This is a genomic window from Tsukamurella ocularis (assembly GCF_965138335.1).
GTDB lineage: Bacteria > Actinomycetota > Actinomycetes > Mycobacteriales > Mycobacteriaceae > Tsukamurella > Tsukamurella ocularis_A.
On sequence record NZ_CBCSDV010000004.1, the window covers coordinates 185946 to 201103 of the forward strand.

At 70.8% G+C, this 15158-nt stretch carries 17 protein-coding genes and 1 pseudogene; 7 read left to right on the plus strand and 11 right to left on the minus strand.

Annotated elements, in window-relative coordinates:
- Nucleotides 1-5: 5 nt before the first annotated feature.
- Genes ACNAYW_RS06410 through ACNAYW_RS06430 form a run of 5 tightly spaced genes read right to left on the minus strand, consistent with a single transcriptional unit; the run spans nucleotide 6 to nucleotide 4173 of the window.
- Nucleotides 6-629 carry a nucleoside/nucleotide kinase family protein gene (locus ACNAYW_RS06410; RefSeq protein WP_415848881.1) on the minus strand — a complete coding sequence of 208 codons (624 nt, stop codon included), beginning with the start codon at nucleotides 627-629 and terminating at the stop codon, nucleotides 6-8.
- Nucleotides 611-1438 (minus strand): PfkB family carbohydrate kinase, encoded by an 828-nt coding sequence (locus tag ACNAYW_RS06415; protein ID WP_415848882.1) that lies wholly within the window; start codon nucleotides 1436-1438, stop codon nucleotides 611-613. Before ACNAYW_RS06415 ends, ACNAYW_RS06410 begins: the two co-directional genes overlap by 19 nt.
- Nucleotides 1428-2216 (minus strand): ATP-binding cassette domain-containing protein, encoded by a 789-nt coding sequence (locus tag ACNAYW_RS06420; RefSeq protein WP_415848883.1) that lies wholly within the window; start codon nucleotides 2214-2216, stop codon nucleotides 1428-1430. Before ACNAYW_RS06420 ends, ACNAYW_RS06415 begins: the two co-directional genes overlap by 11 nt.
- Nucleotides 2213-3202, minus strand: a complete 990-nt coding sequence (locus tag ACNAYW_RS06425; protein WP_415848884.1) for an ABC transporter permease — start codon at nucleotides 3200-3202, stop codon at nucleotides 2213-2215. The genes ACNAYW_RS06420 and ACNAYW_RS06425 overlap by 4 nt, the downstream gene beginning before the upstream one ends.
- On the minus strand, nucleotides 3169-4173 hold the full coding sequence (locus ACNAYW_RS06430; RefSeq protein ID WP_415848885.1) for a substrate-binding domain-containing protein: 1005 nt from the start codon (nucleotides 4171-4173) through the stop codon (nucleotides 3169-3171). Before ACNAYW_RS06430 ends, ACNAYW_RS06425 begins: the two co-directional genes overlap by 34 nt.
- Before the next feature lie 133 nt (nucleotides 4174-4306).
- On the opposite strand from ACNAYW_RS06430, the gene ACNAYW_RS06435 reads away from it, so the two are divergent.
- From ACNAYW_RS06435 to ACNAYW_RS06445, 3 genes are all read left to right on the plus strand, one after another.
- Nucleotides 4307-5326 (plus strand): LacI family DNA-binding transcriptional regulator, encoded by a 1020-nt coding sequence (locus ACNAYW_RS06435; RefSeq protein WP_415848886.1) that lies wholly within the window; start codon nucleotides 4307-4309, stop codon nucleotides 5324-5326.
- Between the two features lie 115 nt (nucleotides 5327-5441).
- Nucleotides 5442-6113 carry a heme-binding beta-barrel domain-containing protein gene (locus ACNAYW_RS06440; protein WP_415848887.1) on the plus strand — a complete coding sequence of 224 codons (672 nt, stop codon included), beginning with the start codon at nucleotides 5442-5444 and terminating at the stop codon, nucleotides 6111-6113.
- A 1081-nt stretch (nucleotides 6114-7194) separates the two neighbouring features.
- Nucleotides 7195-7335, plus strand: a complete 141-nt coding sequence (locus ACNAYW_RS06445; protein WP_415848888.1) for a hypothetical protein — start codon at nucleotides 7195-7197, stop codon at nucleotides 7333-7335.
- On the opposite strand, the gene ACNAYW_RS06450 is transcribed toward ACNAYW_RS06445, so the two are convergent.
- Nucleotides 7332-7958, minus strand: a complete 627-nt coding sequence (locus ACNAYW_RS06450; RefSeq protein ID WP_415848889.1) for a hypothetical protein — start codon at nucleotides 7956-7958, stop codon at nucleotides 7332-7334. The two genes, ACNAYW_RS06445 and ACNAYW_RS06450, sit on opposite strands and share 4 nt — an antisense overlap.
- A 141-nt stretch (nucleotides 7959-8099) precedes the next feature.
- Here ACNAYW_RS06450 and ACNAYW_RS06455 point away from each other — a divergent pair, with 141 nt between their 5' ends.
- Complete coding sequence (locus ACNAYW_RS06455) at nucleotides 8100-8654, plus strand: hypothetical protein (protein WP_415848890.1); 555 nt, start codon at nucleotides 8100-8102, stop codon at nucleotides 8652-8654.
- 529 nt (nucleotides 8655-9183) lie between these two features.
- Here the strand turns inward: ACNAYW_RS06455 and ACNAYW_RS06460 are convergent.
- Nucleotides 9184-9870 (minus strand): DUF899 family protein, encoded by a 687-nt coding sequence (locus ACNAYW_RS06460; protein ID WP_415848891.1) that lies wholly within the window; start codon nucleotides 9868-9870, stop codon nucleotides 9184-9186.
- A 54-nt stretch (nucleotides 9871-9924) separates the two neighbouring features.
- Between ACNAYW_RS06460 and ACNAYW_RS06465 the strand changes: the two genes are divergently transcribed.
- Nucleotides 9925-10524 (plus strand): TetR/AcrR family transcriptional regulator, encoded by a 600-nt coding sequence (locus ACNAYW_RS06465; protein WP_415848892.1) that lies wholly within the window; start codon nucleotides 9925-9927, stop codon nucleotides 10522-10524.
- Between the two features lie 23 nt (nucleotides 10525-10547).
- Nucleotides 10548-11375, plus strand: coding sequence for an SDR family oxidoreductase (locus ACNAYW_RS06470; protein ID WP_415848893.1), 828 nt, complete (start codon nucleotides 10548-10550; stop codon nucleotides 11373-11375).
- Here the strand turns inward: ACNAYW_RS06470 and ACNAYW_RS06475 are convergent.
- Nucleotides 11342-11917 (minus strand): ATP-binding cassette domain-containing protein, encoded by a 576-nt coding sequence (locus ACNAYW_RS06475; protein ID WP_415848894.1) that lies wholly within the window; start codon nucleotides 11915-11917, stop codon nucleotides 11342-11344. The genes ACNAYW_RS06470 and ACNAYW_RS06475 overlap by 34 nt on opposite strands.
- On the opposite strand from ACNAYW_RS06475, the gene ACNAYW_RS06480 reads away from it, so the two are divergent.
- Nucleotides 11917-12315 (plus strand): hypothetical protein, encoded by a 399-nt coding sequence (locus ACNAYW_RS06480; protein WP_415848895.1) that lies wholly within the window; start codon nucleotides 11917-11919, stop codon nucleotides 12313-12315. The genes ACNAYW_RS06475 and ACNAYW_RS06480 overlap by 1 nt on opposite strands.
- 210 nt (nucleotides 12316-12525) lie before the next feature.
- Here the strand turns inward: ACNAYW_RS06480 and ACNAYW_RS06485 are convergent.
- From ACNAYW_RS06485 to cydB, 3 genes and pseudogenes are all read right to left on the minus strand, one after another.
- Nucleotides 12526-13169, minus strand: a 644-nt coding sequence (locus ACNAYW_RS06485) for an ATP-binding cassette domain-containing protein (protein WP_415848896.1), incomplete at its 5' end; no start/stop codon positions are given.
- 1 nt (nucleotide 13170) lies between these two features.
- A pseudogene (locus tag ACNAYW_RS06490) lies at nucleotides 13171-14124 on the minus strand (ABC transporter transmembrane domain-containing protein); the annotation flags it as partial.
- Nucleotides 14117-15151 (minus strand): cytochrome d ubiquinol oxidase subunit II, encoded by a 1035-nt coding sequence (gene cydB / locus ACNAYW_RS06495; protein WP_415848897.1) that lies wholly within the window; start codon nucleotides 15149-15151, stop codon nucleotides 14117-14119. The gene cydB and the pseudogene ACNAYW_RS06490, both read right to left, overlap by 8 nt.
- Nucleotides 15152-15158: the final 7 nt, after the last annotated feature.

Consider the following 15158-nt stretch of genomic DNA (forward strand, 5'->3'; position numbering starts at 1 on the left):
CGGGGCTACGTCCCGTCGACGACGCGGTCGGCGCGCTCCGCCGTGGCCTCGATGAGCCGGGCGTTGGTCTCGTCGGTGCCGTCGGCCCGCGCGCGAGCCTCCTCGGGGCCGCGGCCGAATCGCATGTGCCGCGCGACGAGTCGCTCGCGGCGCAGCGCGGCGTCGATGCGCAGGAACCACACCTCGTCGAGCGCCGCCCGGGCGCGCGGCCAGGCACCGGTCCCGGCGAGCAGGTAGTTGCCCTCGGTGACCACGAGCGGGACGCGCGGCCCCACCTCGATGGCGCCGCCGATCGACGCCTCGAGGCCGCGGTCGAAGCGCGGCGCGTAGACGGTGCCCTCGGCCGCGCGCAGGCGGTGCAGCAGCTCGGCGAAGCCCGCGTCGTCGAAGGTGTCGATGGCTCCCTTGCGCTCCCAGCTGCCGTGCCGGCGCAGCACGGCGTCGTCGAGGTGGAATCCGTCCATGGGCACCAGCACCGCATCGTCGCCGAGCGCGGCCACGAGCCGCTCGGCGAGCGTCGACTTCCCGGACGCGGGAGCCCCCGCGACGCCGAGCAGTGCGCGGCCCGGCCGCGCGATCAGTTCCCGTGCGCGAGCGAGCAGCTCGCCGCTCACAGCGTCTCCAGCCACGCCCTCACCCCCGGATACCGGCACTTCGCGGAGGCGTGTCCCGCCGCGAACCGCAGTGCGTCGGCGACCGCGTCGCCCCGCGCGATCGCGAAGGCGTACGCGCCGTGCAGCACGTCGCCCGCCCCGAGCGTATCGACCACCGGCACCGCCGGTACGTCGACGGTGCCCTCCACTCCGTTGTCCCGGTACCGGATCGGCCCGGCACCGTCGGTCACGGCGACGACCGGAGGCGACGGGACGCCCTCGGGCAGGCGGAAGTCCGCGGAACACACGGCGTGCGCGGCGAGCGGTAGCAGGTCGGCGAAGACGGGGCGCCAGCGGCCGGCGTCGAGGACCGTGGGCACGCCCGCGGCGACGGCGCCGCGCATCGCGGATCGCGCGGCGGCGGGGCCGTGCCCGTCGAGGAGCATCACGTCGATGCCTTCGGCACCGATCGGCGGCACGGCGTCGGGGTATCCGGAGCCGTCGAAGGAGACCACCTGCCGGTCGCCCGTGGGGGCGTGGACCGTGACGGCCGAGACCGGCGGCGCGAAACCCGGCGGCGCGAAGTCGATGAGCTCGACGCCGCACGCGGCGAGGTCCTCGCGCACCAGCCGCCCGAGGGCGGTGTCGCCGACCGGGGCGGCGAGCACGGCGCGCCCGCCGAGCGCGGCGAAGACCGCCGCGGCGTTGAGCGCCGGGCCGCCGCCGGAGACGTCCTGCCGGAGCGCGGTCGCCTTGCCGTTGCGGGGCGGCGACTGGGCGACGCGGGAGATGACGTCGACGGTGGCGAGCCCGACGAACAGTCCCCGAGGCCCGTTACGGCCCACCGGCCGCCTCCTCGTCGGTGGGGGCCAGCGCGCCCGTCATCAGCGCTACCACCTCGGACATGCTGCGCTGCTTCGGATCCACGACCGCGGCGCGCCGACCGAGCCGGTGCACGTGGATGCGATCGGCCACCTCGAAGACGTGCGGCATGTCGTGGCTGATGAGGATCACCGGCGTGCCCCGGTCGCGGATCTGCCGGATGAGGTCGATGACCTGGCCGGACTCGCGCACACCGAGGGCCGCGGTGGGCTCGTCCATGATGATCACCTTCTTGCCGAAGGCGGCCGCCCGCACCACCGCGACGCCCTGCCGCTGCCCGCCGGACAGGGTCTCGACCGTCTGCGTCGGGGACGTGATGCCGATCTTGAGGTCCGCGAGGTGGCCGGCGGCGGCATCGCGCATCGCCCGGCGGTCGAGCTGGCGGAACACCGAGCCGAGGACCCCGGGCTTGCGGAGCTCGCGCCCCAGGTAGACGTTCGCGGCGATGTCGAGGGCGGGGATCACGGCGAGGTCCTGGTAGACGGTCTCGATGCCGGCGTTGCGGGCGTCGAGGGTGCTCCGGAAGTGCACGGGCGCACCGTCGAGCAGGATCTCGCCCTCGTTCGGGATCACCGCTCCCGACAGGGCTTTGATGAGACTCGACTTCCCCGCGCCGTTGTCCCCGATCACCGCCAGCACCTCGCCCGCGCGCAGGTCGAAATCGGCGCCCGCGATGGCCCGGACCTGCCCGTAGTTCTTGACCAGGCCGCGCGCCTGGAGCACCGGAACCCGCTCGCTCATTGCAGCCTCCTGCGGGAGATCTGGTCCAGCGCAACGGCGGCGATCACGAGGACGCCGGTTGCGATGTTCTGGTACAGGTTATCGATCCCCACCAGCGTGAGGCCGTTGCGCAGCACGCCGACGATGAGCGCGCCGACCAGCGTGCCCAGCACCGAACCGCGGCCGCCGAAGAGGCTGATGCCGCCGATGACGACCGCCGTGATGGTGTCGAGGTTGGCGGTCTGGAAGGCGTTCGGGTCCGCCGTGGGGATGCGGCCGAGCGCGGCCCACGCCGCGATCATCGCGATGAGCCCCGACGCCAGGTACACGCCGAAGACGGTCTTGGCGGTCTTGATGCCCGCGAGCGACGCCGAGACCGGGTTACCGCCCACGGCGTAGACGTGCCGTCCGGTGGCGGTGCGGTTGAGCACGTACCAGGCCGCGGCGTACACCACGAGGAGCACGAGTAGGCCCAGCGTGAGGGGGAAGCCCGCGACGTCGAAGCCCTTGCCCAGGAAGGTGAGCGGGCCGTCGGCCACGCGGTAGGTCTGCGAGCCCGCGTACAGCTGCGTCGCGGCCGCCACGATGGTGAACATGCCGAGCGTGACGATGAACGGCGGCAGCTTGAGCAGCGTCACGAGGGCGCCGTTGACGGCGCCGATCAGGAGGCAGACGCCGAGCGCGGCCGCCATCGCGAGAACGGGGTCGGTGCCCGCGACCTTCGCCAGGACGACGGTGCCGAGCACGCACGTCGCGCCGATGGACAGGTCGATGCCCGCCGTCAGGATGATGAGCGACTGTGCGACGGCGAGGATCCCGATCACCATGGACTGCTGCAGGATCAGCGAGATGTTGTACCCCGTCGCGAACTGCGGCGTGAGGATGAAGAAGACCACGCAGGCGACGACGAGGGCGGCGAGCGGTCCTGCGAGAGGTTCTCGCAGGACGCTCGCCAGGGAGGGCCGGGCCAGGCTCACGCCTGCCCCCAGCAGTTCTGCGCGCCCCACGCGGTGTCCTTCGATTCCACACCCGCGACCGGCTTGTCCGTCACCAGCTGGGAACCCGTGTTGGTGAAGCCGGTGGGCTTGGTGCCGTCCTTGGCGAAGGCGACCACGGCGTCCACCCCCTGCTCGGCCATCTTCGCCGGGAACTGCAGCACGGTGGCGCCGATGACGCCCTTCTTCACGTTGTCGACGCCCGTGCAGCTGCCGTCGATCGAGCCGATCGCCAGTTGCGCGGCCTTGCCCGCCTTCTTCGCCGCCTCGTAGCCGCCGGCCGCGGCGGGCTCGTTGATCGTGTACAGCGCGTTGGCGTCCGGGACGCGTTGCAGCAGGTTCTCCATCGCCGTCTGCGCCTTGGTCTGGTCACCGTTCGTGGTCTCCGTGCCCGCCACCTCGGGCGCGTTCTCCGCGAGCCCGATGCCCTGCAGGAAGCCCTGGTGGCGGAACTCGGAGACGGTGCTGCCCGGGGTCCCGTCGAGCATGAGCAGCTTCGCCGGCTTGCCGGCGAGCGCGCCCTTGACCCACGCGCCCTGCAGCCGGCCCGCCTCCTTGTTGTCGGTGGCGAAGGTCGCGTCGACGGCGCTCTCGGGATCGGTCGCGGTGTCGAGGGCGATGACGACGACGCCCGCGTCGCGGGCCTTCTTGATCGCCGCGAGGATGCCGGTGGACGAGTTCGGGGTGATGAGGATGCCCTTGACGCCCTGGCTGACCAGGTTCTCGATCGCGGCGACCTGCCCCTCGTTGTCCCCGTCGAACTTGCCGGCGAGCGCGACCAGGCTCGCGCCCTTCGCGTCGGCCTGCTTCTTCGCGGCCTCGCGGATCTTGACGAAGAACGGGTTCGTGTCGGTCTTCGTGATCAGGCCGACCTTGACGCCGCCCGACGAGCCGCCGTCGCGGTTGCAGGCGGCCACCGAGGTCAGGCTGACCGTGAGGGCGCAGCACGCCGCCGCGATGCGCAGGGTCTTCCGATTCGACATGGGGGACTCCGTTCGACTGTGTTGCGGATCACATGGCTCCGAGTGAGTGCGACGCTATACCCGCAGTTGAGAACCCCGCAAGGGTTTGCGCAAACGCTTGCGCGCCCGATTCGGGGGCGGGCAGACTGGGCGGATGGGAAACATGGCCGACGTCGCCGCCGCCGCCGGCGTGTCGATCAGCACGGTCTCCCACGTGATCAACGAGACGCGGCGCGTGGACCCGCGCACCCGGGACGCGGTCCTCGCGGCGATCGAGGCCACCGGCTACCGGCGCAACGCCCTGGCGGCCGCGCTCGCCACGTCGCGGTCGGGGGTCCTCGCGCTGAGCATCGCGGCGGGACGCAATCCGTACTTCGGCCCGCTCATGCGCGCGATCGAGTCCCGCTCCGGCGAGCTCGGCTACACGCTGATGATGGGCGACTCCCACGACGACACCGACATCGAGCACCGACTCGTCGGCTCGCTCCTCGACCGCCGGGTGGACGGGCTCATCATGGCCCCCGCTCCGGGGTCCGAGCAGCGGACCATCCCGACCGTCCAGGCGGCCGGGACGCCGCTGGTGCTCATCGACCGGCTCTCCCCCGCCGATGTCGACCAGGTGGCGTCCGAGGGCGCCGAGCCCGTCGTCCGGCTGACCACGCACCTCGCCGAGCTGGGGCACCGGCACATCGGCGTCCTCACCGGACGGCCCGGCATCCAGTCCACCGAGGAGCGGACCGAGGGGTTCACCCGCGCCATGGCCGCCGCGGGCCTGCGCGCCGCGCCCCGGCACGTGCGCTGCGGGGACTCGCGCGCCGACGAGGCCCGGGCCCAGACCCTGGCCATGTTCCGCAGCCGCGCCCCGCGCCCCACGGGGCTCGTCGTGCTCAACAACGAGATGACGGTCGGCGCGATGCGCGGCCTTCGGGAGCTGGACCTGCGCGTTCCCGACGACGTCGCCCTCGTCGCCTACGACGACTTCGAGTGGTCCGACCTGTTCTCCCCGGGCCTCACCGCCGCGGCGCAGGACGTCGAGGCCATCGGGCGGCGATGCGTCGATCTGCTCGTCGAACGGATCGAGGGATTCGACGGTGCGCGGCGCGTCGAGAGATTGCCCACAGCCTTCCACCACCGGGACTCGTGCGGTTGCGAGCGCCCGCGAGCCGGGGGTTAGTATCGAGGCCATGGTCATCTTCTTCGAGATCCTCATGGCGGTGGCGTCGGTCGCGATCTTCGCGTTCGCGATCTTCGTGATGTACCGCGTCCTCACCGACGGGCAGTAGTCCGCCGTGAGCGACGAGAGCACCCCGCCGGCTGAGGCCGCTCAGGCGCCCGAGACCGCAGCGCCCGTCGGCGCCGGTCAGGAGGCGCTCGACGCCGCCATCGAGCGTGCCGAGACCACCTCGTCGCGCAACGTCTCGAACCTTCCCGGGCTCCCGCTCGCCGATGACACGGCGAACCTCCGGCAGGGCCCGAACCTCCACGACGGCCTCCTCGGCCTGCTCCCCCTCGTCGGCATCTGGCGCGGCGAGGGCGAGGGTCACGACGCCTCGGGCGACTACCACTTCGGCCAGCAGATCATCGTCAGCCACGACGGCCAGAACTTCCTCTCGTGGGAAGCACGGTCGTGGAAGCTGGACGAGCAGGGCGAGTTCTCCGAGCCGGATCTCCGTGAGGCCGGCTTCTGGCGCATCGGCGAGGACGACGAGATCGAGTTCGTCGTCACCCACGCCAGCGGCATCGTCGAGCTGTACTACGGCAAGCCCGTCTCCCAGACCGCATGGGAGCTGGAGGCCGACGTGGTGATCCGCTCCAAGACCTCGCCGCTGGCCGGCGCCGCGAAGCGCCTGTACGGCCTCGTCGAGCAGGGCGGCGCCCTCGCCTACGTCGAGGAGCGCGTCGACGCCGACGGCGAGCTCGTCCCCCGCCTGAGCGCCAAGCTGGGCCGCTACGCGGGCTGACCCTCGACCGCCGCGGGCGGGGTCGGGTGCGGGACCCCATCCGCACCCTGTCCGCGCGGCCGCACCCGGCGTACCGGGTGCGCTCGGGTGAAACGGGTGCGGGAGCCCCTGCGCCACGGCCCGCCCGGCAAGGCGACCCATCGAACGCAACAGGCCCCGGGGGCGTGAACATCACGCGCTCCCGGGGCCTGCCGTATTCCAGGTGGGCGACCGCCGTCAGGCGGCGGCCACCTCCTCAGTCCTGAAATTCACCACTTCCATCCCAGCGGAAATCATATCCACTCCTCCAATGCACATCGGCGTGACTTCTACCGCTTGACCAGGCCAGTAGAGCGTTCGCACGGCATCCATGGCTGTATACTGGCGTCCACAGTTGTCAGTCGGTGTAGCACTTCCGCTGCTACACCGAGCGCTACACTTCCGGCATGGGGGCGCAGAAGACGACGACGGGGCGCTACAGGGGCCTCTACCGGGACGCTGACGGCCGCACCCGCTCGGCGGGCACCTTCGATCGGAAGAAGACCGCCGAGCTCGCAAAGAGCACTGCAAGGAGTCGTCGCGGACCACGGGCGGAAATCAGACTATCCTTGGCCGCCGCTGAAGACGGGGCACCCCCAGTAGGGTCGCTTATAACACGTGATAGCCGTTGGGTCAACCATTCCTCGTGCTCTGTAGAAATCTGCACGAGCCGATATCGTAAGCTCCGACAATTGCTCTCGAGCTATCCGTACACCTAATCGTTCACGCCATTCGCACCAATCGAACCGTGTGCAAATCACGCTCTTGTGCGTCTACATTCCTGGGCGTACAACTGTGTTCAAAACATGAGCGGAAGGACACGGATCATGAATGGCTTTTTCGACGTTCGGCGCGAGCGTGGCAACGTCGGCGCGATGAGGTACCCCCTCCTACAGTCTGCGAGCTACGTTGCGGCGGTCGTCGCATGGAGGACCGAGGACACGCCTGTGCGCCTGCGGGCTGTCGCGGGCTGCGTGGAGCGACGAGCCGACGCGATGCTGTCGGACCGTGCACGAGCGGCGCTGTGGGCCGAGTAATGAACGACGTCCTCACGGTAGCGCAGGTGGCTGAGAAGCTGCAGTGCAGCACACGCCACATGTACAACTTCATGAACCATGGGCTCAAAAGCTTCAAGATCGGGCTCTCGCCGGATCCGGCGCTCCGCGCGCGAGGTGTTCATCGAGAAGCAGGAAAGGCGCGCTAGCCCCGCTTGCGACCAATCAGAACCTCTACGACGGAGGCGGAGAATCCTCCACCTATTCCGCCTATGAGGGCATCGCCTATGGTCCGCAGTGATTCAGTGAAAATCTGGAGAATCCCGCCAATTCGTTCGTTTCTCGCGTCTGTGATGTCAGTGTCGAGAAGCGGGCTGTTTTCGAGTTCAATCTTCGGGACTCCATCTACCAGGAATCGGGTCTGAATCTCTTCGCGCACTGCGATCTTCCTAGGGTGTACCAGGATCTTCCCTGCCTCCTTGTCTGTGACAATTTTGCTCGGGAGATCCGAGTTCGGGAGGTCTGCCACGATTGGGGCGCTCACCGTGAATGTAACTGGGTCATCGCCGTCGAAGTCCTTGCTCGAAACGTCCTTGTGACCAGTGTTTCGAATTGTTATCTCAACTATGTGCGGGTCGGTCACTAGCGTGTCATTGAATGTCATTCGGAGGTTGTCGTCATGCTTTCGGGCAGCTGGTTGCATGAGAGCCTGTGTGCGCACCTCGAGCGAGATCTTCTTTCGCTTCTTGTTGTGGATGAAGTAGTACAAACTAGCTAGAACTGCAACTATTGCAATAATCGGACCCATGCCAAATTTCAGGAACTCTAACATTTGCCACTCCGCCGCTCGCTCGACCGAAACTGTCGGACGACCATAGCCGAAGCCAGGTTGCGACCGACGGCAGGCCGGTCGGGCGATACCTTCCGCCGCGTTTCGGGGGTGCCCGACTTGGCGCGGCCTATGATCCCCTGCATGAGCACTGCACCTTGGTGGGTACCGCTCGCTACCGCGGGGATTACGGCGTTCGTAGGCGCCCTGGGCATCATCGGTACGGTCATCGGCCATCGCACGACTCGCCGAGTCGCGGCGGAGAACAGACAGAGCGCTCTGGAGCAGGCGATTGCGGACGCTGCGGTTGATCTTCTCAGCGCGGTGAAGAGGTCCAGCTCACTCGTTGAAGACCTGCGCACCCGGCAGGAGCACGCTGAGCGCGGTCTGGTGTCAAAGACACTCACAGACGCCGAGTTCGACAGCTACATGGAGCGTGGAGGCGAAATGGCGAACCTTGTGCTCACCGCGCTTGCCCACGTCCAAATCGTGGCTCCCGCGAGTGTCGCGATCGCCGCGGGCAACCTACGCGATGAGCACGTCGCGTATCTCGATGCCGTGATGCGAAGCGCGCGAATCCGGCCCGCGGATGCTGAAGAGGCTGATTGGGCATGGGCAGATGAGAGGGATAGCGCCCGTGAGGCATTCGACGATGCCCTCACCACTTTCGTAACCGCGGTGAGGGCGGCCCGAGCATAACGATGCGACTTGGTCGTTTGCGCGTCCTCAGTCGTCGTAGACAATGACCAGCGTGCCCGACGGGATCAGCTCAAGGCTTACGTCGCGGCCGTCAATATCGCGGCCGGAAAACTTGGCGGTGCCCCGGCCTTCCAACGACTTGAGGTGCGTAGGACAACGAACGTGTGCCCTTCGGCAGAGATGGTCTGGCCTGTGACGACGTGGCCCGCGGGGATCATTCTGGATATGTCTGTGAGCGTAGCGGGCGCGGCGAGCCAGACGCAGCGAGAACTGCAAACGCGAGAGCCCCCGGAGCCCACTGACCTAGTGGACACCCGGGGGCTCTTTCGGCTATCTCGGCGAGCCGCAGAGGATGCGATGCGCCGTGATGTAGCAACGGTCTGCTACACCTACTGCGCTACTCGCAGGTCACGGCGACCCGCCTTGAAATTCACCATTTCTCGGACCACCTCCTTTCCGTTGACGCCTTCGACGCTACGCCCGCTCCGAGGCGTCGGCAACGGAATTATCCGGAGGGCGAACACACAGGTCAGGAGGCGTTCTCGCCGTACCACTCCGCGAACTGCTTCGAGGACGCCCAGCGCGAGTAGGTCGGGCCCTGCGGCCAGCCGTCGGGCACCTGCTGCCACTCCTCCTGCCGCCCGTACGGCAGCACGTCGAGCAGGCCGAAGGTGTAGGAGACCTGCTCCGCGCCGCGAGAGGTCGTGTGCCACTGCCGGTACACGGTGTCGCCGTCGCGCACGAAGGTGTTGTAGGCGAAGCCCTCGCCCGGGCCGGCTCCCATGTCGGCGCCGAAATCGGAGCCGGCGGACGAGTACCACGTCATCGTGTTCCCGACGCGCTTCTTGTAGGCGAGGACCTCGTCCATCGGACCGTTGGTGATGACGACCATCCGGGCGTCCCAGTTCGCGAGGAAGTCGGTACGGGCGTAATGCGCGGTGACGCCGGTGCACCCGGGGCACTGCCACTCGTTCCCGTCGGTCCACATGTGGTGGTAGGTGATGAGCTGGCTCTTGCCGTCGAAGACCTCGGCCAGCGTGACGGTGCTGCCATCCTCGGCGGTGAGGCGGTACTCCGGCAACTCGACGGCGGGCAGCGCGCGCCGCTGCGCGGCGATGGCGTCCAGCTCGCGGGTGGCGGCCTTCTCGCGGATCCGCAGCGCGTCCACCTCCTTCTGCCAGGTCTCGCGATCGACGACGGGCGGAATGGCGGGCATGACGACTCCTCACATGTTCACAGCGTCCACATCTGTTATGTTCACACCGTACACTTGACGGACGGAGGACACAAGGGCATGGCGTATCACCACGGGGACCTGGCGCAGGCGCTGGTCGACGCGGGCCTGGAGGTCACCCGCGCCGGCGGACCGTCGGCGCTGACCATCCGCGAGGTCACCCGCCGGGTCGGCGTGAGCCCCAACGCCGCGTACCGCCACTTCCCCGACCGGCTGGCCCTGCTGCGGGCCGTGAGCGCCGCCATCGAGCAGCGCATGGCCGACGCCATGCCCGTGAGCCCCGACCACGGCCCCGTCGAGCGCCTGCGGGCCGTGGGCCTCGGCTACATCGCTTTCGCCCTCGCGGAACCCGGCTGGTTCTCGGTGTGCTTCTTCGGCGACGAGGTGCCGGACCCGGAGTCGCTCAACGGCATTCCGCCCTACCTCGCGCTGTCGGACGCCCTGGACCTCATGGTGCACGCGGGCCTGCTGCGCCCCGCGGCCCGACGGTCCGCCACCTGGTCCTGCTGGTCGATGGTGCACGGCTTCGCCGAGATGGCGCTGCGCGGCCCGCTGCACCACCTCCCCGGCGATCAGCAGTGGCCGCTCGCGGAGGCGGCGGTCGACGCGGCGATCGCGGGAATCCTGCGCGACTGAGCCACCGGGAGCACCATGGAGTCATGACCGACCCCCCCGTGTGGCTGGTGACCGGCGCGTCCAAGGGCATCGGCCTGGAAGTGGTGAAGGCCGCGCTCGCGAGCGGCGCGCGCGTCGCGGCCACCACCCGCAGCCCCGAGAGACTCTCCGCCGAGCTCCGGGATCCGAACCTGCTCGCCCTCGCCGTCGATCTCACCGACGAGCGCGACGTGCGGCGCGCGGTCGCGCAGGTGCAGACCGAGTTCGGGCACATCGACGTGCTGGTCAACAACGCCGGGTATTCGCTGCTCGGCGCGGTGGAGGAGGTCTCCCTCGAGGACGTGCGGGCCAACTTCGACGTCAACGTGTTCGGCGTGCTGACGGTGACGCAGGCCGTCCTGCCGGGCATGCGCGATCGCCGCTCCGGCCGCATCCTCAACCTCGCGTCGATCTCCGCGAGCGTCACGGGCCCCGCGCAGGGGATCTACAGCGCCTCCAAGGCGGCGGTGCTGATGCTCACGGAGGCCCTCGACGCCGAGGTCGCGCCGCTCGGCCTGCACGCGGTCGCCATCTGCCCCGGCGGCGTGCGCACCGATTTCCTCGACGCGTCATCCAGCCGCCGGCCGGCCGCCGCCATCGACGACTACGCCGCCGTCGCCGGGACGCTGGGCGCGCTGGACCGGCTCAATCACAATCAGGGCGGCGACCCCGCGCTGCTCGCCCGGGCCCTGGTGACCGTCTCGACGATGCCCGACCCGCCGACGCGCCTGTACCTGGGCGAGGACGCGCTGCACGCGATCCTGCGTGCGACCGACGCGGAGCGCGCCGACGCCGAGCGCTACGCCGACCTGAGCCGCTCCATCTCCCACTGACGCACGTCCGTGCCCGGGTCCGCGTGCCCCGCGACCACGACCGTGCGGCCGGGGAACAGCCCGCCGGGGTCGAGGATCTCGGCGAGCAGCCGCTGCGCGTCGGCGTCGTCGAGGTGCTCGGTGGGTTCGTCGAGCAGGATCACGGCGGCGGGGCTGAGTAGCGCCCGCGCCAGCAGCAGCCGGCGCCGCTGCCCGCCCGACAGCGACGCGGCGCCGTCCTCGAGCGGGGTGAGCACGCCGCCGGGGAGCCCGTCGAGCCAGTGCCCCAGCCCCACCCGGCGCAGCGCGGCGTCGATCTCGCCGTCGGTCGCGTCGCCCCGCGCCACGCGGCAGTTCTCGGCCACCGTCGTCGCGAAGACGTGCGCCGCCTCGCCGAAGAAGCCCACCGCCGCGGGCAGGTCCGCGTACTCGCGCGCGGGCGCCCCGTCGACGAGCACCTCGCCGCCGCGGTCGTCGAGGCCCGCCAGGGCGAGCAGCAGCGTCGTCTTGCCGGACCCGGAGGCGCCGCGCACCGCGAGGCGGTCGCCGGGTTCGAGGACCAATGCGCCCAGCCGCAGCGTCGGGTGCGGCGCCGAAGGCCTCGCTCCCGGCGGCCTCCGCGGCCGCGCGGTCGCGGGTGGCGCGGGCGGTCAGCCACGGCGCGACGAACCCCGCGAGCAGCAGGCACACCGCGAGCGCGAGGCCGGCGCGGGGATCGAGGAACCACATCCAGGCGCTCGCCGCGACCGAGACCGTCGCGGCCACCGCGGCGGGGATCACGGTGCGCACCAACGCATCACCGACCGCGTCGACGTCGGCGCCGGTGCGGGCGAGGAGCTCGCCGTCGGAGAGCCGGACGGATTCGGCGGGCGCGGCGCCGGCCAGGCGCAGGTACAGCGCTGCCCGCAGCTCGGTGAGCCCGCGCAGCGCGACCCGGTGGCTCGCGAGCCGCTCGACGTAGCGCATCAGCCCGCGGGTGATGCCGAGCCCGCGCACCGACGTCACGGCCAGCGAGAGCGCGAGCACGGGCGGCATCGTCCACGCCTTGGTGATGAGCCAGGCGGAGAGCCCCGCCAGGGCCAGCGCGCTGCCCGCCGTGAGGACGCCGGCGCCCACGGCGCCGAGCGCGGCGAGGGGCCGGGTCCGCATGGCCCGCAGGCAGATCACGACGTCACGCACGCGACACCTCCAGCACGTCGTCGGCGGCGGCGAGCACCTGCGGGTCGTGCGCCGCGATCACGACGGTCGCGCCGGCGTCCGCGCGGGCCCGCACTGCGGCGAGGACGCGGGCGGCGAGCTCGTCGTCGAGGTGCGCGGTGGGCTCGTCGAGGAGCAGGACCGCGCGCCCGAGCGCGAGGGTGCGGGCCAGCGCGAGCCGCTGCCGCTGCCCGGCGGACAGCCCGGCCCCGCCGGTGCCGACGGGCCGCTCCCATCCGCGCTCGGCGACCACCTCGTCCAGGCCGGTCGCGGCGAGCACCCCGGGCACGGAATCCGGTGCGGGGGCGCCCAGCAGCGTGAAGTTGTGTTCCAGGGTGCCCGGCTCCAGGTAGGGGTGCTGCGGGCACCAGGCCACGTGGGCCCACCAGTCCGGGCCGCCGGCCAGCGGCGCACCGTCGACGGTCACCGCGCCCGCGTCCGGCACGGCGAGGCCCGCCAGCACGGTGAGCAGCGTGGACTTGCCCGCGCCGTTGGGGCCGGTGACCACCGTGACCCGCCCGGGCCGGAAGGTCCCGTGGAAGCCCGACGGTGCCGCCCCGTCCCGCCCGTCGACGGTGACGCCGCGCGCCACGAGGACGCCGGGCCGCGCGGTGCCGCNGGCCGGCGCCGGCGCGTCGAGCAGCGCGAACACCCTTCCGGTGGCCTCGATCCCCTGCTCGGCGGCGTGGAACCCCGCGCCGACCGCGCGCAGCGGCCGGTAGACCTCCGGGGCGAGGATGAGCGCGAAGACGCCCGCGAACAGCGTCATCTCGCCGTAGACGAGCCTCAGGCCGATGCTCACCGCGACGAGGGCCACGCACAGCGTGGCGAGCAGTTCGAGCGCGAAGGACGAGAGGAAGGCGATCCGCAGCGCGCCCATGGTCTCGGTCTCGTTGCGCGCCCCGAGCTCGCGTACCGTGCGCTCGGGGCCGCGTTCCCGGCCGAGGGCCCGCAGGGTGGGCAGGCCGGCGACCAGGTCCAGCAGCCGCGCGGAGAGCCGGGACATCGCCTGCAGACGGCGCCGGGTCCGATCGCGGGTGAGCAGGCCGATGAGCACCATGAAGATCGGCAGCAGCGGCAGGGTGCCCAGCGCGATCGCGCCCGAGACCCAGTCCGCGATGAACATCGCGAGGATCAGGACCGGCGTCGCGATGGCGCTCAGCGCGAGGGCGGGAACGTAGCCCGTGAGGTAGGGCGGCAGGTCGTCGAGGCCGCGGGTCAGCGCGGTGCGCAGCTCCTCCCGGTCCACGGGCGTGCGTCCGGGCCCGACGGCCGCCAGTGCGGCGGAGCGCAGCTCGGAGACCACGCGGTCGGCGGCGCGGCGCTCGATCCGGGCGCGCAGGTGGCTCACCGCGACCCGGGCGGCCAACGCACCGACGGCGAGCGCCACCGGCTCCGTCACGTCGGCGTTCCCGGTCACCAGGCGCGCGAGCGCCGTCGCGAGGGCGAAGGCCAGCACGATCACCGCGGCGGTCTCCGCGACGCCGCAGGCGATCACCGTGACCATCAGCCCGCGGGAGCTGCGCGCGTACCGCAGCAGCCGCGGGTCGACGGGGGCGCGGGTCTCAGGCACGGGGGCTGAGGCCGATCGACGGCGGGATCTGGGCGACGGAGATCCGCTTGCGGAACACCCAGTACGTCCATGCCTGGTAGATCATCACCAGCGGGAGGAGCGCGACCAGGCACCAGGACATCACGACCAGCGTGTAGTGCGAGGAGGCGGCGGCCTCGATCGTGATCGAGCGGGCCGGGTCGGTCGCGTTCAGCACGTTGGGGAAGAGCGCACCGAAGAGCAGCACGCTCACGCCGATCACGGTCAGCGAGGTCGCGAAGAACGCTGCGAGTTCGCGCCCCACGCGGACCAGCGGACCCACGGCGAGCAGCCCGACGGCGGCCAGCGCCACCATCGCCCACGTCCACGGCCTGCCGTGCTCGAGCTGCGTCCACACCGCGAAGACGCCACCGATCGCGGTGACGGGCAGCCACATCCGCACGGCGAGGCGCCGGGCGTCGGTCCGGACGGCACCGTCGGACTTGAGCGCGACGAAGATCGCGCCGTGCAGGAGGAACAGGCCGAGGGTGGCGATCCCGCCGAGCAGTCCGTACGGGTTGAGCAGATCCCAGACCTCGCTGGTCATGCCGCCGCGCTCGTCGAGGTCGACGCCGTGCACGATGTTCGCGAAGACCAGGCCCCACGCGAACGCGGGGATCCACGAGCCGAGGCCGATGCCGAAGTCCGCCCAGCCGCGCCAGCGCGGCTCGTCGATCTTGCCGCGCCACTCGATCGCGCAGACGCGGGTGATGAGCCCCACCAGGATCGCGAGCAGCACGAGGTAGAACCCGGAGAAGACCTCGGCGTACCAGACCGGGAACGCCGCGAACATCGCGGCTCCGGCGGTGATCAGCCACACCTCGTTGCCGTCCCAGACGGGTCCGATGGTGTTGAGCAGGACGCGGCGCCGCTGCTCGGCGTCGGCGTGGGAGCGCTTGCGGCCCAGGATCGGCATGAGCATGCCGACGCCGAAGTCGAAGCCCTCCAGCACGAAGTAGCCGGTGAACAGGAAGCCGATGGCGAGGAACCAGTAGTCGGGCAGAGTCATGGCGGCC